Source organism: Gordonia sp. NPDC057258 (assembly GCF_042668985.1).
GTDB classification, from domain to species: domain Bacteria; phylum Actinomycetota; class Actinomycetes; order Mycobacteriales; family Mycobacteriaceae; genus Gordonia; species Gordonia hongkongensis.
Map to the genome: position 1 here is coordinate 20,907 of NZ_JBHUXZ010000032.1, position 20,526 is coordinate 41,432.

General features: G+C 67.4%; 19 protein-coding genes. 14 read left to right on the forward strand and 5 right to left on the reverse strand.

Annotated elements, in window-relative coordinates; all coding sequences use genetic code 11:
- Positions 1 to 21: 21 nt before the first annotated feature.
- Positions 22 to 1,137: an alpha/beta hydrolase gene (locus tag ACFUEJ_RS19010; protein WP_065631923.1), complete on the forward strand. Its 1,116-nt coding sequence runs from the start codon at positions 22 to 24 to the stop codon at positions 1,135 to 1,137.
- Between the two features lie 433 nt (positions 1,138 to 1,570).
- Here ACFUEJ_RS19010 and ACFUEJ_RS19015 read toward each other — a convergent pair whose 3' ends face one another.
- A complete protein-coding gene (locus ACFUEJ_RS19015; protein ID WP_388031177.1) occupies positions 1,571 to 2,257 on the reverse strand; it encodes a ZIP family metal transporter in 687 nt (228 codons plus the stop codon).
- A 548-nt stretch (positions 2,258 to 2,805) separates the two neighbouring features.
- On the opposite strand from ACFUEJ_RS19015, the gene ACFUEJ_RS19020 reads away from it, so the two are divergent.
- The 13 genes from ACFUEJ_RS19020 to ACFUEJ_RS19080 all read left to right on the forward strand — a co-directional run bounded on the left by ACFUEJ_RS19020 (position 2,806) and on the right by ACFUEJ_RS19080 (position 14,586).
- On the forward strand, positions 2,806 to 3,330 hold the full coding sequence (locus ACFUEJ_RS19020) for an MSMEG_0572/Sll0783 family nitrogen starvation response protein (protein ID WP_388031179.1): 525 nt from the start codon (positions 2,806 to 2,808) through the stop codon (positions 3,328 to 3,330).
- A gap of 162 nt (positions 3,331 to 3,492) precedes the next feature.
- Entirely contained in the window at positions 3,493 to 4,404 is a 912-nt protein-coding gene (locus ACFUEJ_RS19025) for a carbon-nitrogen hydrolase family protein (protein ID WP_388031182.1), read from the forward strand.
- Positions 4,397 to 4,855: an MSMEG_0570 family nitrogen starvation response protein gene (locus tag ACFUEJ_RS19030; protein ID WP_388031185.1), complete on the forward strand. Its 459-nt coding sequence runs from the start codon at positions 4,397 to 4,399 to the stop codon at positions 4,853 to 4,855. Before ACFUEJ_RS19025 ends, ACFUEJ_RS19030 begins: the two co-directional genes overlap by 8 nt.
- Positions 4,852 to 6,123: an MSMEG_0569 family flavin-dependent oxidoreductase gene (locus tag ACFUEJ_RS19035; RefSeq protein ID WP_388031188.1), complete on the forward strand. Its 1,272-nt coding sequence runs from the start codon at positions 4,852 to 4,854 to the stop codon at positions 6,121 to 6,123. The genes ACFUEJ_RS19030 and ACFUEJ_RS19035 overlap by 4 nt, the downstream gene beginning before the upstream one ends.
- Positions 6,124 to 6,527: 404 nt before the next feature.
- Positions 6,528 to 7,583, forward strand: coding sequence for an MSMEG_0568 family radical SAM protein (locus ACFUEJ_RS19040; protein ID WP_388031191.1), 1,056 nt, complete (start codon positions 6,528 to 6,530; stop codon positions 7,581 to 7,583).
- 1 nt (position 7,584) lies between these two features.
- On the forward strand, positions 7,585 to 9,015 hold the full coding sequence (locus ACFUEJ_RS19045; RefSeq protein ID WP_338857651.1) for an MSMEG_0567/sll0787 family protein: 1,431 nt from the start codon (positions 7,585 to 7,587) through the stop codon (positions 9,013 to 9,015).
- Between the two features lie 49 nt (positions 9,016 to 9,064).
- Positions 9,065 to 9,913, forward strand: coding sequence for a carbon-nitrogen hydrolase family protein (locus tag ACFUEJ_RS19050; RefSeq protein ID WP_058250470.1), 849 nt, complete (start codon positions 9,065 to 9,067; stop codon positions 9,911 to 9,913).
- Positions 9,910 to 11,046 carry an MSMEG_0565 family glycosyltransferase gene (locus ACFUEJ_RS19055; RefSeq protein ID WP_338857650.1) on the forward strand — a complete coding sequence of 379 codons (1,137 nt, stop codon included), beginning with the start codon at positions 9,910 to 9,912 and terminating at the stop codon, positions 11,044 to 11,046. Before ACFUEJ_RS19050 ends, ACFUEJ_RS19055 begins: the two co-directional genes overlap by 4 nt.
- On the forward strand, positions 11,043 to 12,044 hold the full coding sequence (locus tag ACFUEJ_RS19060) for an EamA family transporter (protein ID WP_338857649.1): 1,002 nt from the start codon (positions 11,043 to 11,045) through the stop codon (positions 12,042 to 12,044). Before ACFUEJ_RS19055 ends, ACFUEJ_RS19060 begins: the two co-directional genes overlap by 4 nt.
- On the forward strand, positions 12,010 to 12,438 hold the full coding sequence (locus ACFUEJ_RS19065) for a nuclear transport factor 2 family protein (RefSeq protein WP_388031196.1): 429 nt from the start codon (positions 12,010 to 12,012) through the stop codon (positions 12,436 to 12,438). Before ACFUEJ_RS19060 ends, ACFUEJ_RS19065 begins: the two co-directional genes overlap by 35 nt.
- Positions 12,435 to 13,469, forward strand: coding sequence for an LLM class F420-dependent oxidoreductase (locus tag ACFUEJ_RS19070; protein WP_388031199.1), 1,035 nt, complete (start codon positions 12,435 to 12,437; stop codon positions 13,467 to 13,469). The genes ACFUEJ_RS19065 and ACFUEJ_RS19070 overlap by 4 nt, the downstream gene beginning before the upstream one ends.
- Entirely contained in the window at positions 13,469 to 13,948 is a 480-nt protein-coding gene (locus ACFUEJ_RS19075) for an SRPBCC family protein (protein WP_388031201.1), read from the forward strand. Before ACFUEJ_RS19070 ends, ACFUEJ_RS19075 begins: the two co-directional genes overlap by 1 nt.
- A 29-nt stretch (positions 13,949 to 13,977) precedes the next feature.
- On the forward strand, positions 13,978 to 14,586 hold the full coding sequence (locus tag ACFUEJ_RS19080) for an FKBP-type peptidyl-prolyl cis-trans isomerase (RefSeq protein ID WP_388031203.1): 609 nt from the start codon (positions 13,978 to 13,980) through the stop codon (positions 14,584 to 14,586).
- A 754-nt stretch (positions 14,587 to 15,340) separates the two neighbouring features.
- On the opposite strand, the gene ACFUEJ_RS19085 is transcribed toward ACFUEJ_RS19080, so the two are convergent.
- The 4 genes from ACFUEJ_RS19085 to ACFUEJ_RS19100 form a co-directional block, all read right to left on the reverse strand.
- Positions 15,341 to 16,756, reverse strand: a complete 1,416-nt coding sequence (locus tag ACFUEJ_RS19085; protein WP_388031205.1) for a cytochrome P450 — start codon at positions 16,754 to 16,756, stop codon at positions 15,341 to 15,343.
- Between the two features lie 100 nt (positions 16,757 to 16,856).
- A complete protein-coding gene (locus ACFUEJ_RS19090) occupies positions 16,857 to 18,131 on the reverse strand; it encodes a glycosyltransferase 87 family protein (protein ID WP_388031208.1) in 1,275 nt (424 codons plus the stop codon).
- A gap of 211 nt (positions 18,132 to 18,342) precedes the next feature.
- A complete protein-coding gene (locus ACFUEJ_RS19095; RefSeq protein WP_058250592.1) occupies positions 18,343 to 18,792 on the reverse strand; it encodes a globin domain-containing protein in 450 nt (149 codons plus the stop codon).
- Between the two features lie 134 nt (positions 18,793 to 18,926).
- The gene (locus tag ACFUEJ_RS19100; protein ID WP_388031212.1) at positions 18,927 to 20,198 is read right to left on the reverse strand and encodes a reverse transcriptase family protein; all 1,272 of its coding nucleotides are present in this window, start codon (positions 20,196 to 20,198) and stop codon (positions 18,927 to 18,929) included.
- Positions 20,199 to 20,526 lie beyond the last annotated feature (328 nt).

A 20,526-nucleotide genomic window follows, 5' to 3' on the forward strand; every position in this document is an offset into this window, starting at 1 on the left:
ACGCTCGTTACGCTTGGCGGCATGGTGATGGCTGATCGTCCGGAGGTCCAGACCGCGTCGGCGCCGGTGACCGCGCTGACCGTCGTCGGACTCGCGCAGAGCATGATCAACGGCCTCGCGCGGGTACCGTTCCGCAAGCCGTGGTCGGGTCCGTCCGGGCTGCTCGACAACCTTGGCCAGTCCGTCACCCGCCAGACCATCCGCGCGTTCATGGGCTACTCGATGGGACTGCCGATCGAGGAGTTCCGGTCGATGGAGAAGATCCTCGACGACGTGTGCCGCGTCGTGATGCCGCCCTTCGTCGAGCTGACCGACGGCGTCGAACTCACCGACGACATCGTCGGCGGCGTGCCCGGGCTGTGGTGTCGCGCCAAGGCGAGTTCCGACGCATTTGTCGACGATTGCGACGACAAGCAGGAGATCGGCGCCACCATCCTGTACCTCCACGGCGGCGGGTACATCGGTACCTCGCCGATGATGTACTCGGCGTTCGCGTCGTCACTTGTACGGATCTCCGGCCACGAGGTGTTCATCGCCGACTATCGGATGGCACCCGAATTCCCCTTCCCCGCAGGCGTTCACGACGCCGCCGACGTCTATCGCGGACTCCTCGGCCGCGGCGTCGACCCGGAACACATCATCGTCGCCGGCGACTCCGGTGGCGGTGGGCTCGCGGCGTCGCTGGTGGCCTACCTTCGGGACCACGACCTGCCGCGTCCGGGCGCTTTGGCGCTGTTCTCCCCAGAGATCGACCTTGACCTCGACCACCCGTCGATCACCGACAACGCGCCCTACGACATCCTCCCTTGGAGCATCCCGGTCACGCCGTACCTGCATGGCGTCCAGCCGAACGACGCACGGGTGTCGCCCATCAACGGCGAGCCCGACCCATCGTGGTTCCCACCGACGTTCGTGTGCTGGGGCGGTAGCGAGATGTTCCGCGACGGCATACGCGACTTCGCGGCACGCCTCGAGGCGTCGGACGTGACGACGCACGCCATCGAAGAACCCGGCATGTTCCACGTCTTCCCCATCCTCATGCCGTGGGCCGAGGCGTCGAAGCGCGTGTTCCGGGCGTTGTCAGAGCTGGCGGATGGGCATGTCGAGGGCGATCCGGAGGCTGCGCAGACGCACTGAGGGTTGTGGTGTTGCGCCCTTTGTGCCTCGTCGACCTCTACGCGCTCCTCCGTCGCTTGCTCGGCTCGGCGGCTTGCGCTCCCTCGCACCTCAGTACTTGCGGCCTGCCGGCCATCGTGGACGACGAAGGACCTGCCTCGAGGCTACGGGCCGCACCTGCTTTGGGACCGCCTCATCTTCCAGCCGGGGAAGCTATACCAGCACGCGCGAATCGAGCTCAGACAGCGCGCCTGTCTCGCGCGCACTACCCCGTTCGCGACCAACAGACTTCAACTCGACTCCTGGACTTTGATCGAAGTCCATCGGTCGAGTTGAAGTCCGCCGGTCGCCCGCCCGACCGTCGATCTCGCCGTTCTTTCGAACTAGGGCGCAGCGGTTTGCGGACTTTCGGATCAGGGAGAAGAGCGTCGCTCAGTTAGTTGGTGACGCTCACTCACCCAAGGACGAACGCGAGCAGGAAACCCGCCGCGGTCGCCAGGCCGACCCACCAGCCGCCCTCGCGGTAGGCCTCCGGCATCAGTGAGTTCGCGAGGACGCCGAGCGTCGCTCCGCCGGCGAACGCCTGGACGACGCTGATCGCGGTCGGTGAGATGTTGTCGGCCATCGCGTAACCGCCCACCGTGACCGCAACCAGGACGACGGCGGTGAACGTCCACATCGCGAGCGCCGAGCGGCCCGAAGCGTCGTGCTCGCGGCGCATCAACGACGCGCCGCTCACCGCTTCCGGGACGTTGCCGACGGCAATGGCCACCACCAGCACGAGCGAACCACCCGCGGTCAGTGAGACGCCGAGCGCGGTGTTCTCCGGCACGCCGTCGAGGAAGACGCCGATCATCAGTGCGGGACCGATCGCAGTGGATCCGAGCTTGGTCTCGACGAGCCGGTCGGCCACGACGTAGACCGCGGTCCCGGAGAACAGCGCGAGGGCAGCGACGCCGGTGCCGGCCTGCGTGAAGGCGGGTTCGAAGAGTTCGTTCGTGACGGCCGCAATCATCGTGCCCGCGCCGAAGGCCATGAGCGTCGCCAGGATCGGATTCGGCAGGTTCCAGCGCAGACCGATCGCCGCACCGACCGCGATCGGGATGGCGGTCGCGAGGCCGTACAGAACCGCAGTCAGCATGAAGACAAGGTTGCTACGAGTCGCCGGCGATGGCGAGGGCGGCGCGCGGGGGTGTGTGGTGGCTGGTTCCGGGCCCTTCGTGACGGCCCTCCGCACGCTACGGGGCCCAGGGAGCAGTTGGTGGTTCATCGCGCCTCGGGGAGCAAGCGGCGATGAAGGATCTGCAATCCAACCGGTCACAGAATTGCGGATACCTCGATGGACCCGGTTTCGGCAGGAGGGATACACTGGGTCTCGTCCGACGAACCGGTCAGACCCCCGACCCGACCGGTTCGTCGGATTTTTCATGTGTCGGGCAAGTCTGGTCGAGTCGGTCGACCGACTAGGGTCGTGTTACGCAAATCCGGGTCTTCTTTATTCCGCCGGAAACCATTCGGTAATCGATGGCGAGTGAACTGTGTGTCGTAGCAAGCAATAGCTACTCGATGAGACCGGATCTCCGGTCGAACCACTCAGGGCAATGATGCCCGATCCACCCTCGCACGTCGAGCCGCCATGCGGCCGATCACTCACAGACATCGTCTCGTCTCGCCATCCCAGGAGTTCTTGTGCCTTCTTTCGACGAAACCATCACCGAGAACATCGCCGCGTCGCTGGCGGAGATCCCCCACCCGTCACTTCCCAAGGGCTCCAACATCTATGGCGGTACCAAGATCTTCCCGGACTACCAGGCGGAGGACGGTGAGTCGTACTTCACGCTCGTGCACGGTATCGCCCACGAGTCGTCGGTGTCGTTCGTCGCCGTTCTGCAGGCCACTCGCGCGCTCCGCAAGGGCTTCGAATCGGCCATGTACTTTTACGGACCCGGTGCCATCAATTGCCTTGCCACACGGGGATTCCCTACGACCGGCGACTCCGGATTCCCAGGCGAGCAGAACATCAACAACTCGCTCGAGACCTTCATCTCTGAAGGCGGCACCGTGTTCTGCTGCCGCTTCGGCCTCGCGCTGCACGGCGGACGTGAAGAGGACCTGATCGAAGGCGTCATCCCGGCACACCCGCTCGACGTCCAGGACGCACTCATCCACTACGCACGCAAGGGCGCGATCATCAACTCGACCTACATGGTCTGAGTTCGGTCCAGAAATGTTGGGCGGGAGTGGTTTCGACACGGCTCGTCGCTTCGCTCCTCGCCTGCTCAACCAGCGGAGGGGCCAGGCGCCGCTCATGCGCCTAGCCTGCTCATCCTGCAGAGACCACTCACCCGCAGAACCATCACCGACCTTGGGAATCACATGACCACCATCGGAACCGTCGCGGCGAACTTCACCCGCGATCTCGAGCAGAACTACGCGACGATCGAACAGTACGTCGCCGAAGCACGGACGCGGGGCGTCGACTTTCTGGTGTTCCCGGAGGCGGCGATCGGCGGATACCTGTCGTCCCTGGGCAACCACGGTGACACCCAGAAGAACAGCGCCCGGTCGCTACCGCCGGCGATCTCCCTCGACGGGCCCGAGATCGCCCGGGTCCAGTCCATCGTGGGAGATCTCGTGGTGGCGATCGGGTTCTGCGAACTCGGCGAGGACGGTGAGACCCGCTACAACGCGGCCGCCGTCCTCGACGGCAACACCATCTACGGCAGCTACCGCAAGGTCCATCAACCGCTCGGCGAGAACATGTCGTACTCGTCGGGCACCGGGTACGACGTGTTCGACACGCCCGTCGGCCGGATCGGCCTCCAGATCTGTTACGACAAGGCGTTTCCCGAGGCCGCCCGGATCATGGCGCTCAAGGGCGCCGAGATCATCGCCAGCCTCTCCGCCTGGCCGGCGGCCCGCACCGCGACCGCGGAGAACCTGCAAGAAGACCGCTGGACCTACCGGTTCAATCTCTTCGACACCGCTCGCGCGCTGGAGAATCAGGTGTTCTGGGTCGCGGCCAATCAGAGCGGTACCTTCGGGTCGCTGCGCTACGTCGGCAATGCCAAGATCGTCGACCCCGGTGGGAACATCCTCGACACAACACTTCTCGGGAGCGGCCTGGCCGTCGCCGAGGTGGACATCGCGGAGAGCTTCACCGCCATGCGGGCCGGGATGTTCCATCTGAGGGACCGTCGACCTGAGGTGTACGGGATGCTCGTCGAGGCCGACACCGACCCCGATGCCGCGACGGCCTTCGCATGGCGGGACCTCGCCCATGCCTGAGATGACCGTTCAGGTGCGCTGGCCCGACGGCCTGTTGCGCCAGTACTACTCCCCCAGCCTCGTACTGCACGACCACCTCGCGCCGGGTACATACCGCGTCGACGACTTCCGGTCGCGGGCCACCACCGCGCTCGACGAGGCCAGTGCGCGTGTCCGTGCCAAGTACGGGTTCGCCTGTACCTCGGCAGCGGCGTCGGCGGAGGAGATCGTTATCGACGCCTCTCGGCATGCTGATGCCGCTGAGGTCGAGGTGGTGTCGATGTACCCGCCGTTGCCGGGTGCGGAGGTGGCTTCGACTCGGGGCGTCGCTTCGCTCCGGCCCGGCTCAACCAGCGGAGGGGGTGCGGAAGTGGCTTCGACTCGCGGCGTCGCTTCGCTCCGGCCCGGCTCAACCAGCGGTCGGGGCGCCGGCTCAACCAGCAGTGGAACCAGCAATGAGGAGCTGTCATGAACGCACACGTGCCGGTCGTCGTCATCGGCGGCGGACAGGCCGGCCTCTCGGTCAGCTGGTACCTCGGGCAGGCGGGCGTTGAACACCTCGTCGTCGAAGCCGACACCGCGGTTCATGCGTGGGCCGACAAGCGGTGGGACAACTTCACGCTGGTGACACCGAATTGGCATTGCAAGCTCCCTGGATACTCTTACGACGGCCCGGATCCGGACGGGTTCATGACCCGTGACGAGGTCGTGGAGTGGTTGCACGGTTGGCTCCGAACCTTCGAACCACCCCTCGTCGAACACACGAAAGTCACTCGTCTGCAACGACTGTCCGGTGATCGGTTCGAGCTGACCCTCGACGGCCCCGACGGTATGCGGTCGCTCACCTGCGACCAGGCCGTCATCGCGACCGGCGGATATCCCCTGCCGGTGGTGCCACCGTTCGCATCGTCGTTGGATCCGGCCGTGCACCAGGTGCACTCCGAGGAGTACTTCAACCCGGAACAACTTCCCGACGGCGCTGTGCTGGTCGTCGGGTCCGGGCAGTCGGGCACGCAGATCGCCGAGGATTTGCACCTCGCCGGTCGGCAGGTGCATCTCGCGATCGGTAACGCACCGCGGGTCGCCCGGTTCTATCGCGGCCGCGACTGCATGACGTGGCTGTCGGACATGGGTCTCTACGACACACCGACCCAGGAGTACCCCGGTGGCCGTGCCGCGCAGGAGAAGACGAATCACTACGTCACCGGCCGCGACGGCGGCCGCGACATCGACCTCCGGCGCTTTGCCGTCGAGGGGATGAAGCTGTACGGCGTGCTCAGCGACGGTAAGGACTCGACGCTGCGGTTCGCGCCAACGCTGACGGCCGCCCTCGACCGGGCCGACGCCGTGTACAACTCGATCTGCGGTGACATCGACCGACACATCGAGAAACTGGGTATCGAGGCGCCGGAGGCATCGCGGTACGAACCGGTGTGGGCGCCCGAGGTCGATCCGACCGAACTCGATCTCGCGGCCGAAGGCGTCACCTCGATCATCTGGGCCATCGGCTACCGACCCGACTACCGGTGGATCGAGGCCAGCGCCTTCGACGGCGGTGGCCGGCCGATGCAGACCCGCGGGATCACCGAAGTCCCCGGGCTCAGCTTCGTCGGGTTGCCGTGGATGCACACCTGGGGGTCGGGGCGGTTCCTTGGTATCGATCGCGATGCGAGGTATGTGGCTGAGCATGTTGTTGGATCGGTTCGTGGTGGACGCGCGCAATTGGTTGTTGCGCAGTAGGTTTGGGGTTCTGTGGGTTTCGAGGGTTGGGTTGCCGAGGTCGGGTCACCTGGTGGCTTCGACTCGACGCCTCGCTTCGCTCGGGGTCGGCTCAACCAGCGGGGGGTGGGGTCGGCTCAACCAGCGGAAGGGCGGGCGTCGGTCAACCGGCGGGGCGGGTCACCTGGTGGCTTCGACTCGACGCCTCGCTTCGCTCGGGGTCGGCTCAACCAGCGGGGGGCGGGGTCGGCTCAACCAGCGGAAGGGCGGGCGTCGGTCAACCGGCGGGGCGGGGCACCTGGTGGCTTCGACACGACGCCTCGCTTCGCTCGGGGTCGGCTCAACCAGCAGTGGAACATCCGAGCCCTTCGAGGCTCGTCGCTATCGCTCCTCGCACCTCAGGGAGCAAAGGATAAGGAGTACCCATGACGGTATCCACACGAGTTGACCTGGCGTTGCTCGGTATTCGCGGGGAGCCTCCGGTGCAGCGCACCGGCGGTGCGGGACCCAGCGACGACGGTCACCTGATGGTCGACGGGTTGCATGCCGCGATCCCGCGGAACCCGCAGAGCCCGTTCGTCTTCGACGGTGATCGCGTGCTGTACGACGGCGTCGACATCGGTGTCGAGGTCAGCGCGATCGGGCGCCCCCGGTTCTACGACCTGCAGACCGCGGACGGGGTGAGCTACGAGAAGATCGCCCGCCTGCACGGACGCAACGTGCTGGCGACAACTGTCCTGCAGACCTGTATCCGCTACGCCGAGGACCAGCGGTGCCGGTTCTGTTCGATCGAGGAGTCACTGAAGTCCGGCTCGACGATCGCGGTGAAGAAGCCCGAGCAACTCGCCGAAGTCGCCCGTGCGGCTGTCGATCTCGACGGCGTCACCAACATTGTCATGACCACCGGCACCAGTGGTGGACGCGACCGCGGGGCCCGTCATCTCGCCCGGTGCGTCCGGGCGGTCAAAGCGGCGGTGCCCGAACTGCCGATCCAGGTCCAGTGCGAACCGCCCGCCGATCTCGCCGTGCTGACCGAACTCCGCGACGCCGGTGCGGACGCCATCGGCATCCACGTCGAGTCCCTCGACGGCGACGTGCGGCGTCACTGGATGCCGGGCAAATCGACGGTACCGATGTCGGAGTACCGGGCGGCGTGGGCCGAGGCGGTCCGGGTGTTCGGGCGTAACCAGGTGTCGACCTACCTGCTGGTCGGCCTCGGCGAGGACACCGATGAGATGATCGCCGGCGCCAAAGAACTCGCCGACATGGGCGTGTACCCCTTCATCGTGCCGTTCCGGCGTCACGCGGGGACTCTCGCGGTCGACGTCGACAACGCTCCGGCGCCCGACCCCACGATCGTCGAGAAGATCACCCGCGAGGTGGCCGGTCATCTGAGCTTCATCGGGATGTCCGGGTCGGAGCAACGTGCGGGTTGCGCGGCTTGCGGTGCCTGTAGCGTCCTGCCGACGGTCGGAGGCTGACGTGCTGTCACGGGGCGAGCTGTCGATCCTGTCGGGGCTGCCGCGCACGACGCCGCGGTCGGAGTTCCTGATCACCGTCGCGGACAGCCCGCGGGAACATGCGGCGTATCGCGTGCTGCGGCACCGCGAATTCGTCGATCGGCAGGCGCTTTTCGACCGCACCGACGTCGATGACATCGACGACGACCCGCGCACCACCGTCCTAGTCGCGACACTGCCCGACGGGACGATCGCGGGTGGGGTGCGAATCGCCCCCACGCCGTGGGCGGGGTCCGCGCATACCGACATCGGATGGTGGTTCGGGTCGCGGCTCGTCGTCGGCGATCCGGGCAACGCAGCCGGGATCGGGCCGGCGCTCGTGCGGGCGGCGTGCGCGCACGTCGAACAACTGGGTGCTCTGCGGTTCGACGCGACCGTCCAGGATCGGTACGTACCGATGTTCTCGAGGCTCGGCTGGCAGGACCGCGGGCCAGGCCCGGTGATCAATGAGCGGCCGCATCGGGAGATGGGCTACCCACTCAACCGAATTCAGCGCACAGTCGACGGGACGAAAGCGGTTCTCGCCGAGGCACTCGCGCCGTTCGCAGACCAACCGGGCGGTCTCGGAGCTGCTGGATTCCGTGGCGACGACGGCGTTCCGCTGCCGGGCACCGACGTCATCGCCGCCTGCGACGCCATCGTCCCGTCGATGATCGAACGCGATCCGGAGTGGGCCGGTTGGTGTTCGGTGCTCGTCAACCTCAACGACCTCAGCGCGATGGGGGCTCGGCCGCTCGGTCTCCTCGACGCCGTCGGCGCGCCCACGACATCGCATCTGACCCGCATCATCCGCGGGATAAGCTCGGCCGCGGAGGCATGGCGCACACCCGTGCTCGGCGGTCACACGCAGGTCGGGGTCCCGTCTGCGCTGTCGGTGACCGCGCTGGGCACGACGCCCAGTCCCCTGCCCGCGGGCGGTGGCCGGGTCGGCGACACCGTCACCCTGCACGCGGATCTCGGCGGCTCCTGGCGACCCGGATATCACGACCGGCAGTGGGACTCGACGAGTTCGCGCAGCAGCGACGAACTGTGCGCCATGACATCCCATCTCGCAACGGTGCGTCCCGCGTCGGCCAAGGACGTCAGCATGGCCGGGATCGCCGGCACGCTCGGCATGCTCGCCGAAGCGTCGGGAACCGGTGCAGAGGTGGACGTGACGGCAGTGCCGCGACCCGGCGACGCGTCGATGGGTGCGTGGCTCACCTGCTTCCCGGGCTACGCGATGCTGAGCACCGACCGCGCCGGCACCCGACGCACTGTGCCCACTCCCGCTCCGGTGACGACCGCCGATTGCGGCCGGCTGACCGCCTCACCGGGCGTGCGGCTGCGGTGGCCCGACGGCGAGACGACTGTCGCCGTCGCGTCGACGGTCACCGGACTAGGCGTCGCATGATTCCCCAGCGACCCGGCCGGCCGACGGATCCGACCGGTACCCTTCGCCCATGAGGACGGTCACCCTCGGCGCCCTCGCCGCGCACTTCGGACGCGACGTGGAACGCGGTGTCGCCAAAGCGGTCGGCATCGTCGAATCCGCGGCGCGCGACGGCGTCGACCTTCTCGTCTTCCCCGACGCCTCACTGGGCGGATACCTCGGCGATCTTCGACGACCCGACCCGGCCGAACTGCCCCCGGCGCTGTACCCGGACGGTCCGGAACTCGCGGCGATCGCGGCCGCCGCCGGTGACATGACCGTGTGTATCGGGTACACCGAAGCGGTCGATGATCAGCGGTTCAACACCGCCGTCTGTGTTACCGGAGACGGTGTCCTGGGCACACACCGCAAGGTCCATCAACCCGCCGGCGAGGCCCTCGCCTACGCGGCGGGCGATCAGTTCGGCTCGTTCGACACCCCGGTCGGCCGTCTGGGCATGCTGATCGACTACGACAAGACGTTCCCGGAGTCGGCGCGCACGCTCGCCCTCGACGGCGCGCGAATCATCGCGGCACTGTCCGCGTGGCCCGCCAGCGTCACCGACCGCGCCGCTCGCCTGCCCGCCGACCGCCAGTCCCGCCTGTTCGACCTCTACGACTGCGCCCGCGCCGCGGAGAACCAGGTGTTCGTCGTGTCGTCGAACCAGACCGGGGTCATGGGATCGCTGCGTTTCCTCGGTCAGGCCAAGGTCGTCGGACCCGGCGGTGACATTCTGGCGACCACTCGATCGAAAGGCGGAATGGCCACGGTGACAGTCGATGTCGACGCCGAGGTCGACCGGGCCCGTCGCGTCCTGAGTCATCTCGCCGAACTCCGGCCGGACACCTACCGGTCGACGATGTCGGCGGACCAGCGATGAGCGGCACGCCGAGTCTACGCATCGCTCTCCTGACCTATTCGACGAAACCCCGTGGCGGCGTCGTCCATACGTTGAACCTGGCCGAGGCGATGGCTCGTCTCGGCGCCGAGGTGACGGTGTGGTCGCTCGCCCGCGGTGGCGACGAGGGCTTCTTCCGCGCGGTGGATCCGGCTGTGCGGGTGCGGCTCGTCCCGTTCCCCGACCGGGAGAACGAGACGATCACCGAACGCATCGTGCGGTCCATCGACACCCTGCGGGCCGCCTTCGAGCCGGCCGACTTCGACATCGTGCACGCCCAGGACTGCATCAGCGCCAACGCCGTCGGGACGTGCATCCGCACGATCCACCATCTCGACCAGTTCACGACACCGATCCTCGTCGACTGCCACGAGAAGGCCGTCGTCAACCCCTACGCCCGCATCTGTGTGTCGCGTGCGGTGGCCGACGAAGTCGAACAGGGCTGGGACTTGCATCCGACGGTGATCCCGAATGGCGTTGCCTACGAACGCTTCGCGAGCGCGGCGTCGGACTCCCCGGAGTCTCTCGAGGCACGACGACACTGGTCGGATCAGCTGGGCGACTACGTGCTCGCCGTCGGGGGGATCGAACCGCGCAAGGGCAGCATCGACCTTCTGGAGGCGTATGCCGTACTGCGCGAACGTCACCCGGGCCTGAAGCTCGTCTTCGCGGGCGGCGAGACCCTGTTCGACTACCGCGACTACCGTGCCGACTTCGACCGTCGGCGAGCTGAACTCGACGTCGAACCGATCGTGCTCGGGAATGTGCCCGACGACGACCTGCCGGCACTGGTCGCCGCCTGCCGGGTGTTCGCGTTCCCATCGGTGAAGGAGGGCTTCGGCCTGGCCGCGATGGAAGCCCTCGCCGCGGGGCGTCCCGTCGTCGCGCGCGACCTCCCCATCCTGCGCGAGGTCTTCGGTACGACCGTCTCCTACGCCTCGACCGTCGCCGAACTGGCCGACGCCCTCGACGCCTCTCTCGTGCCCGACCCCGACCGCATCGTGTCGGGCCGTGGCCTGGCCGCATCTCTCACGTGGGACGACGCGGCACGTCGGCACCTCGAGTTCTATGCGCGGCACCCCCATCCGGCGTCGCCGGTCGGCACCCACGGATGAGCCAGGCCCGTCGGACCGAACGCATCGGGATGCTGGCGGTCGCCCTGACCGCCATCCTGTGGGGCACGTCGGGTACCGCCGCCGCGATGGCGCCCGAACTCAGTGCCGTGACTGTCGGCGCCGTGGCCATGTGTGGCGGCGGCTTGTTGCAGGCGGCGGTCAACGCCCGCGGGATTCAGGCCGAGTGGTCGTCGGTGACGGCACAGTGGCGGGTCGCTCTTCTCGGTGGGATCTGCGTGCTGATCTACCCCCTCTGCTTCTTCGGGTCCATGCGGGTCGGCGGCGTCGCGCTCGGAACCGTCGTGTCGTTGGCGTCGGCTCCGCTGGTGTCGGCGGTCATCGAGCGCGTGGCCGACGGGCGGAGGCTGACCCTGCGGTGGACCATCGCGTGCGCGCTCGGCATCGTCGGCAGTGCGGCGTTGGCCCTGTCGCGCAGCGAGTCGTCGCACGCGGACGCACTCGGCGGGAGCTCGTCGTCGGCGCTCGGTGTCGGCCTCGGCCTGCTCGCGGGTATCACCTACGCCGGGTTGTCGTGGGCGATGCGTCGGCTCATGAACAGGTCGGTGCCGCGCGGCGCTGCGGCCGGGACGGTGATGGGACTGGGCGGATTGTTTCTGTTGCCGGTCGTCGCGGTCGGGGTACCGGCGGTGGTCGCGCACCCCGAGACCCTCGGTGTTCTCGCCTACCTCGTCCTTGTTCCGCAGTTCCTCGGGTACGTGCTGTTCAGTCGTGGACTCGGTCGGATCGACAGTTCGACCGCCACCACCATCACCCTGATCGAGCCTGCTGTCGCGACCGCACTGGCCGTCGGAGTGCTCTCCGAATCCATCACCGCGATCGGGTGGGTGGGTATCGCGATGCTGGCGGCGGCGCTGGTCGTCCTGCTGGCTCCTCGCCTTCCGTCCGCAACCGGCCCGGCATCCACTAGCGTCGACGCAGGATCATCGACAGGGAGGTCGACGCATGAAGCAGTTCCGAGAGGCCGTCGAGGCGCGTGACGAGCAGGCGATGAGGGCACTGCTCGCCGACGATGTGGTCTTCACCAGTCCGGTCGCATTCAAGCCGTATCCGGGCAAGGCCATCACGTCGGCCATCCTGCGGGGCGTGCTGCGGGTCTTCGAGGACTTCCGCTACATCCGAGAGATCAACGACGCCGGCGGACACGACTCGGCGCTCGTCTTCGAGGCCGTGGTCGGCGGCAAGAAGATCACTGGCTGCGACTTCATCCACGTCGACGACGACGGGAAGATCGACGACCTGATGGTCATGGTGCGCCCGCTGTCGGGAGCGCAGGCCGTGGCCGCGGCGATGGGCGCGCAGTTCGACCAGATCGCCGCCGAGGCCGCCGCGGAGTCAGAGAACACAGCGGAGTCCGAGGGGGTCAGCCAGTGAAACTCGGTCTGCAACTGGGCTACTGGGGCGCGCAACCGCCGACCCACCACGCCGAGATCGTCGCCGCGGCCGAGGCCTCCGGCTTCGACAGCATCTTCACCGCCGAGGCCTGGGGCTCCGACGCCTACACCCCGCTGGCCTGGCTCGGGTCGTCGACCGAACGTGTCCGGCTCGGGACGTCGGTGCTGCAACTCTCCGCTCGCACCCCGACCGCCTGCGCGATGGCCGCGCTGACCCTGGACCACCTGTCCGGTGGGCGACACATCGTCGGCCTCGGGGTGTCGGGTCCGCAGGTCGTCGAGGGCTGGTACGGACAGAAGTTCGCGAAACCCCTCGCCCGAACCCGCGAATACATCGACATCATGCGCCAGGTGTGGGCCCGCGAGGCCCCGGTCAGCAGCGCCGGACCGCACTATCCCCTGCCGTTCAACGGGGAGGGCGCATCGGGGCTGGGCAAGACGCTCAAGCCGATCACACACCCGCTGCGCAGCGACATCCCCGTGATGCTCGGTGCCGAGGGGCCGAAGAACGTCGCGCTCGCCGCGGAGATCGCCGACGGGTGGTTGCCGCTGTTCTACACGCCGCGCATGGCCGACACGTACAACGAGTGGCTCGACGGGGGATTCGCCCGCCCGGGTGCACGACGCAGTCGTGAGGACTTCGAGGTGTGCGCGACCGCCCAGATCGTCGTCACCGATGACCGCGAAGGTACCTACGCCGCGATCAAACCGTTCCTGGCGCTGTACATGGGCGGGATGGGCAGCGAGGACACCAACTTCCATGCCGAGGTGTACCGCCGGATGGGGTACTCCGACGTCGTCGACGAGGTGACCGCACTCTTCCGCAGCAACCGCAAAGACGAAGCGGCGCAGATCATCCCCGACGCCGTTGTGGACGACTCGGCGATCGTCGGCGATCTGGACCACGTGCGTGAACAGATCAAGGTCTGGGAGTCGTGCGGGGTGACGATGATGCTCGTGTCGCCGGGCAGCGTCGCCGAGGTCGAGCAGCTCGCGGAGCTCATCCGCTGATGCTCTCCCCGGCCCGCGTCACCGTCATCGACACGGTGGTCTCGTTCGACGCCCCGATCGACGTCACCTTCGACTACCTCGCTGACCCGACGAACCGACCGGAATGGCAGTCGAGTCTGCGCCGCATCGACGACCTGCGGCCGATCGGTGACCGGGCGGGTGACGTCGGCACCAGCTGGACCGACGTCACCGTCGTACCCGGGGTATCACCGCGGATGGAGGTGACCGCCTGCGAGTCTCGTCGACGGTGGCAGGAGATCGGGTGGTGGCGGTCCATTGACGCGGTCCTCACGTTGACGTTCGCTGAACGCGACGGGGGCGGCCGGGATGGGGGCACCGACGTGCATGCCGAGGCGGTGCTCACGGTGCCCGCGATCGGCCGGCTGTTGCTGACCGCGACGCGGTGGCCGGCCGCGCAAGCCGTGCGGGCCGATCTCGAGCGCGCTGCTCGACTGTTGGCCGGTCGAGGCTCTCGGTGAGGGGCCGCGCCTCGGGTAGCGTTCCGAGGGTGAACATCAAGAACGTGACCCTCGCCCTCGGCACCGCTCTCGTCCTGGCTGTCGCCGGTTGCAGCTCCGACTCCGATTCCGGTTCGGGCACAACCGAACCCATGGCGACTGCAGCGACCGGCGCATCCGAGACCCCGGCAGCGGGAGCGGAGAGCTGCCCGACCGCACCGGCGAACGCCGACGCCACACCGCAGTGGACCGAGAAGGGCACCACCGGTGGATTGCAGATGGTCGCGTCCACCGCGACCGAGGCCCCGGACATCACCGTCGAGAACCCGTTCAGCGTCGATGAGACCCAGGTCAAGGTCCTCGTCGAGGGGGACGGCGCCGTCGTGCCGGACACCGCGTCGGTGTCGGTCTGCTACGTCGGCGTGAACGGCCGCACCGGCGAGACCTTCGACAGCGCCTACGCCAACGGCTCCCCCGTGACGTTCCCGCTCGACGGCGTGATCTCCGGGTTCAGCAAGGCCATCGCGGGACAGAAGGTCGGGTCGAAGGTGGGCGTCGCCATGACGTCGGCCGACGGTTACGCGCAGGGTAATCCGCAGGCGAACATCGAGGTCGGCGACACCCTCGTCTTCGAGATCAGCATTCTCGGGGCGTCGTAGGGGGTTGTGGTGCGGAATCACTTGGTGACATCGGGTCACCAGGTGATTTCGACACGGCTCCTCGCTCCGCTCGGTGCCGGCTCAATCAGCGGGGGTGGACTTCTCGCTCCGCTCGGTGCCGGCTCAATCAGCGGGGGCGGAGGCTCCTCGACCTCGACGCGCTCCTTCGTCGCTTGCTCGGCCCGGCGGCTTCGCTCGGTGCCGGCTCAATCAGCGGGGAGGGGCTCTGCTGAGGTCGTCGCCGTCGCTCTTCACCCGTTGGGGTCTGAGGTTGCGCACAGTTGGACCACTGGCGTGCCAAAACCCGTCCCTCTCAGCGTGATCAAAGGGCATAATTCCCTTCGATCGTGCTCAAGGGGACGAGAATTTTCTTGCGCCTGTCTACTCCTGACCTTGAGTTGCAAGAGCCGCGAACCACGAAGGCCCCAGTCGTGAGATCGACTGGGGCCCTTCGTGGCTCGTCGACCTCGACGCGCTCCTTCGTCGCTTGCTCGGCCCGGCGGCTATCGCTCCTCGCACCTCAGGGAGCGGTGGGCTGGTACTTGCGCTACTCGCACCCCGGGGAGCGGTGGGTTGGTGCTTGCGCTGCACGCACCCCGGGGAGCGGTGGCCTGGTGCTTGCGCTGCTCGCACCTCGGGAAGGGGTGGGCTAGTACTTGCGCTACATGCACCCCCGTGAGCGGTGGGCTGGTACTTGCGCTGCTCGCACCCCGGGGAGCGGTGGAGCGGCTCGCTCCTCGGGTGTGAGGAACCGTCAGATCTTGCGGTGCCGCAGGTTGATCGGGAGGCCGTCGGCGGGGGTCGGACCGGTGCCGTAGGTGAGTTCCGGGCGGTAGCCGGCCGGGACGTCCCACTCGAAGCGCAGCAACATCTGGTGCAGGATCGACTTCACTTCCATACCACCGAAATACAGGCCGATGCATTTGTGTGCGCCGCCGCCGAAGGGTGCCCACGCGAAGCGGTGGACCTTGTCTCCGCGGCGTTCGGCGGAGAAGCGCTCGGGATCGAAGTGGGTCGGGTTGGGCCACCATTCCTTGCGGAGCATCGTCGCCCACGGATGGATGGCGAGCAGCGTGCCCTTCGGGATGTAGTGGCCACAGACCTCGGTGTCCTCGATCGCCATGCGGAAGAGCATCCCGACCGGGGCGTTGAGGCGCAGCGTCTCCTTGAAGGCCAGCTCCATGCTGGGGAGCTTGTCGACGTCGTCGTAGTCGATCGTCGGCTTGTCGAGGGCCAGGGACTCCTCGCGCAGACGCTGCTGCCACTCGGGGTGCTTGCCGAGGAAGTAGGTCATCATCGACAGCGCGATGGTGCTGGTGTCGTGTGCAGCCATCATCACGAAGATCATGTGGTTGACGATGTCCTCGTCGGAGAACGTCTCACCCTCGTCGCTCTCGGCATTACAGAGAACGCTGAAGAGATCGTCGGCGTCGTTGCCGCGACGCAGCGGGATCTCGGAGCGGAAGTACTCCTGCAGCGCCTCGCGGCCGCGGAGTCCCTGCGCCCAGGTCCAGTTGCCGACGTCCTTGCGCACGATCGCCTGGCCGCCACGCACGGCTGCCTCGAAGGCGTGCTCGAGGCGGTGCGCCTCGGACTCGCTGACGTGAGCACCCATGAACACCTCGGTCGCCAGCGACAGCGTGAGGTCCTTGGTGCGGGAGTACATCTTGAAGCCGTTGCCGACCTCCCAGTTGGCGAGGGTCTTCTCGATGTGCGGGGTCATGATGTCGAGGTAGCCGGTCAGGCGCGGCCGGCTGAACGCCTGCTGCATGATCCGGCGGTGCTGCATGTGCTCGTCGAAATCCATCAGCATGACGCCCCGGCGGAAGAACGGGCCGATCATCGGTTCCCAGCCGAGCTCGCTGGAGAACGCCTTCTTTCGGTTCATCCAGACGGCTTCGATTGCATCCGGACCGACGAGCGTGACCATGTTCATGCCCAGCGCGCCCGACCACGAGACCTGGCCGTAGCGCTCGAAGCGCTCCATCGCCGTCTTCAGCGGGTCGACCAGTGCTTCGAGAGTGTTGCCGAGGTACGGAATCCCCGGATCGCCCATCACCGGCTTGAGGTCCGACCCGGCGGGTGGCTCGGCCAGCGGGCGTTCCGAGCTCGGGTACATGCTGCTCGCCTTCGCCAGCACGCTCTGGATCTGCTTTTTCCGACTCGTCATGAACCTGCCACTCCCCGTTGTTCCGATGTGCGTTACATCACTATGCACCATTGGAACGGATTTTAGCGTCTGTTTCAAGGGGAGTGTGCAGACGGGGTGTTCACGCAGGTTGTGCGAGCGTGTCGGCCGACCGTCGGGAGGTCAGCACTCGCGGCCCCGAGACCCCCAGCGCGACCAGCACCGCCAGACCATAGAGCAGGTACGACGACCCGACGAGATGCTGCCACCAGACCCAGGACAACTCGGCGTCGTAGCGCTGCGGGTTTCGCTGATGCGGCGCGACGGCGAAGATGACGAGCCCGGAACCGACGAGCCACCACCACATCGCCGACGCCGCGGGCCTGGTCGCGAGGAAGGTCAACAGGATCAGCAGCGGGACCACCCAGACCCAGCTGTGGTCCCACGCGACCGGCGAGCAGTACAGCGCGGCGAAGGCGACGGCGATTAGCGCCGCGACGTCGCGCGGCCCGGACGGCTGTGGACCTGCCGGTGCAACCGACAGCAGACGCCACGCGACCCAGGCGATGAACAGGCCGACGATCAGCGAGACGAGGAACCACGCGACGTCGGTCTCGGTGCCGAGCCTGCCGAGCTCACCCTTGATCGACTGGTTGTTCGCGAAGTGCGGACTCCCGATGCGGTCGGTGTCGAAGAGGGTCGATGTCCAGTAGGTGCGCGAGTCGTTCGGTGTCAGGAGATGGCCGAGACCGGCGTAGGCGACCGCCGACGCCGCGGCCACGCCGAGTGCGCGCCAGTCCCGGCGGACGAGGAAGAACAACAGGAAGACCGCGGGGGTGAGCTTGATCGAGATGGCGAGTCCGACGAGCAGCCCGTTCCACCATTTGCCGCGGCCCAGCAGTACGTCGACGACGACGAGCGTCATCAGCACGATGTTGATTTGTCCGAAGTTGAGGGTGTCGCGGACGGGTTCGAGCCAGAGGCCGACCGTCGCGGCGGCCGTTGCGAGCCACCACAACTGGTGAGCAGGCCGCTCGACGAGGCAGGACAGGACGATGCGGCACACCACCAGCAGGCAGCCGATGGAGATCGCGGTGAACAGGGCCTGACCGAGGCCGAGTGGGACGACCGTGAAGATCGAGAACAGCGCTGCGGCAAGCGGTGGATACGTGAACGGGAGGTACGAGCCTTCCGCGAGTCGGGGCAGGATGCCGTACAGGTCGCCGCCGTCGAGCAGGACCTGTCCGCCCATGCGGTAGACGTCGAAATCGATGCGATACGGGGCCGGCGGTTGGTTCGGCAGCACGACGATGGCGACCGCCGAACTGATGAGGAAGACGGCGAGTGTCGCCCACCGGGCCCAGGCTGATCCCAGGTATCGATCCAGCGCACGTCGCGGGTTTACAGCAGCAGTCACGAGCCCTCACTTCCGAGCGGGATCGTATCGCGGAGGGCGTGCGATTCAGGGTGGCCGGGCCGTGGCCGTGTAGTCGGGCGGTGCGGGTCGCACGTGGACTCGTCGGTTGTCGACAGTCGAAGGGTGGTCGAGCATTCTCCGGTGGGGTCGGTCGATGGGACCGTGGCGAGTCGAAGTGATCGGGCGTCGCCGGGATCGGGTGAAGGGCGGGTCAGGCAGCTCCGGGTTTGCGTCGATCTGCCGGCATGATGTCGACCACGCCGTCGTCCGGATAGCCGTCGAGCATGATCGTCGCGACCGCGCCGAGTGCGCGGTCCCAGGCCAGCGTCATGGCCGGGGTCCAGGACTCGCCGCCGATCTCACTCATCGCGGCGATCATGCATTCCGCGACCGCCGTGTACATCGGTCGGGTGACGCCGAGACCGGCGTGTCGCCGCCCCAACGCGTGCAGAGTCGTCGTCAGCCACTCGGCGTCGTCGAGATGCTCCACGACCGAGGCGACGGCGCTGCGCAACATCTCGGCCTGGGCCCTGGTGTCGCGGCCGAACATGGCGCGAACGGTCGGATAGCGGTCGAACAGGATCTCGTAGAAGCGAACGGTGAGGCCCGAGTCGGGAAGGTCGACGAGTGCCAGGCTGCGTTCGAGCAGTTGTTTGTCCATGCACGGACCTTGGTCCACCGACATTGCGACTGGGCACGCTGCGGGGAAGGCCGAGGTAACAGTGGTCTCACAGCGAACCGCAGCCGGTGTGAGGTTCGGGATTGTTCGGGCGTTTGGTCCGTCTTCAGAGGTTCTCAGCTGTCCCAGTCGACCGTGCGGGCCATGTTCAGCAACCGGCGTCGACGCGTCTCCCCCGTCGCACCCACCCACGCGATGAGACCGTAGACGTGTGCGCGGAAGTCCGGGTGTTCGTCGTGATTCTGCGACGACGCCCCGTGCCGGCTCGCATTCTGGAGCAGGGCCCGAAGATTGTCGTAGTCGGATCTGGCGACCTGCGGACGGTCGTTGACGACGAGACCGGCGAGGTGTTGGCGCTGATGGCTGTGCATGATCCGGACCTTCTCCGGGTGGACGGTGAACCGCTCGTCTTCGACGATGCGGAGCACGGTCCACAGCGCGCGGTCGGCGTTCATCGCGTCGCCCGAGATCGCGAGGTCGTCGCCGTAACGGGTGTAGCGGAGGCCGTGACGGCGGGCGTACCCGTCGAGCCGCCGATCGAGCGGCCGCATCACGAGGTTCGCCAGATGCGGCGAGGTCGGCGCACCTTGCGGCAGATGCCGTTCCCGGAGAAGGGCTGCGTGCGTGTGATCGATACCGCGGAGTTCGTCCACAGGCGTTGCCGTGGTACACAATTCGGCGAGCAGGCGGGCGATGTGCGGCGGGTAGCCGGCTTGCCGGAACACTGCTCGGACGCGCGGTACGGTGATCGTCTCGAAGCAATGACGGAGGTCGACGCGCAGCACCACGGGACGGTCCGTGTGCGGCCACGCGAAAGCAGCCGGTGACGACCCGGGTACGAAACCGCGCGCCGCGGGATGGGCCGGAATACGCTCAATCAACCGTCGCAGCAGGCGCCGTTGCGTCTCGCGCATACGGGGTTTCGGAGCTTCGATGACCCGGGCACCGTCCCGCTTCTCACGCCGCCAGATTCGGTAGTGACGCAACGGCGGGCGCGCCGTTCGTAGCCATTGGCCGCGGTCGGCGAACCATTCGAGCTCGGGCACGGTGAAGTCGAGCCAGTGCGCGAACTGCTCGACATCGTAGAGATCGGGCAGAGCGTCGGACACCGTTCCCGCAGAACGTGGTTCGTGCACGATGACGGGTTGAGCGGCGACGTGTGCCGGGTGGGTCCACGGCGCGAGGGCCTGGATCATCACGGTCGCGGGATGTCGCGGTTCGTGAGGCGAGAGTTCGATGATGCGGGCGGCGACTTCGGAGGTGACCTCAGCGGGCAGGACCGCTCTCACTGCCGCCAGGATCTCCGGCCACGTCCAGGCGGTATACGTGCGCGAGAAGGCCGCAGCGACTTCCGCTGCCTCATGCGGTTGCAGGAACGGTTCGGTCACGGCGCCGTGTCGCGTCGTGGGCTGTCGTGGTGATGAACGACGGATGGGGTGACCAGAACTGTGCAGCGGCGCCGTGTGGCACGTGCAGCGTGCGCGCCGGCGTCGGACGCAGGGACCAGCTGTGAAGTGCACCCAGGGGTTACCCCTGAGACGGATCGCGACGATCCACTCTCACCTTGCCCGTCGTTCATCAACCGACATGGTGCCACGGGCGTCCGACACCGTCGGGGACGTTCGTGGTTCGCGCGGAGAAGTGTCACGAGGGGTGCCGTAGTGAAAGGGTCAGCTGCGCTGCGTCGTTTGTGCTGCCTCGCGCGAACCTACTCCC

What these genes read in the sequence shown, in the direction of transcription:
- ACFUEJ_RS19040 (WP_388031191.1), top strand. Translation starts at nt 6,528, where the DNA reads ATGACGGTATCCACACGAGTTGACCTGGCGTTGCTCGGTATTCGCGGG.
- ACFUEJ_RS19060 (WP_338857649.1), top strand. Translation starts at nt 11,043, where the DNA reads ATGAGCCAGGCCCGTCGGACCGAACGCATCGGGATGCTGGCGGTCGCC.
- ACFUEJ_RS19075 (WP_388031201.1), top strand. Translation starts at nt 13,469, where the DNA reads ATGCTCTCCCCGGCCCGCGTCACCGTCATCGACACGGTGGTCTCGTTC.
- ACFUEJ_RS19030 (WP_388031185.1), top strand. Translation starts at nt 4,397, where the DNA reads ATGCCTGAGATGACCGTTCAGGTGCGCTGGCCCGACGGCCTGTTGCGC.
- ACFUEJ_RS19015 (WP_388031177.1), bottom strand. Translation starts at nt 2,257, where the DNA reads ATGCTGACTGCGGTTCTGTACGGCCTCGCGACCGCCATCCCGATCGCG.
- ACFUEJ_RS19095 (WP_058250592.1), bottom strand. Translation starts at nt 18,792, where the DNA reads ATGGACAAACAACTGCTCGAACGCAGCCTGGCACTCGTCGACCTTCCC.
- ACFUEJ_RS19085 (WP_388031205.1), bottom strand. Translation starts at nt 16,756, where the DNA reads ATGACGAGTCGGAAAAAGCAGATCCAGAGCGTGCTGGCGAAGGCGAGC.
- ACFUEJ_RS19055 (WP_338857650.1), top strand. Translation starts at nt 9,910, where the DNA reads ATGAGCGGCACGCCGAGTCTACGCATCGCTCTCCTGACCTATTCGACG.
- ACFUEJ_RS19025 (WP_388031182.1), top strand. Translation starts at nt 3,493, where the DNA reads ATGACCACCATCGGAACCGTCGCGGCGAACTTCACCCGCGATCTCGAG.
- ACFUEJ_RS19050 (WP_058250470.1), top strand. Translation starts at nt 9,065, where the DNA reads ATGAGGACGGTCACCCTCGGCGCCCTCGCCGCGCACTTCGGACGCGAC.
- ACFUEJ_RS19065 (WP_388031196.1), top strand. Translation starts at nt 12,010, where the DNA reads ATGAAGCAGTTCCGAGAGGCCGTCGAGGCGCGTGACGAGCAGGCGATG.
- ACFUEJ_RS19035 (WP_388031188.1), top strand. Translation starts at nt 4,852, where the DNA reads ATGAACGCACACGTGCCGGTCGTCGTCATCGGCGGCGGACAGGCCGGC.
- ACFUEJ_RS19010 (WP_065631923.1), top strand. Translation starts at nt 22, where the DNA reads ATGGTGATGGCTGATCGTCCGGAGGTCCAGACCGCGTCGGCGCCGGTG.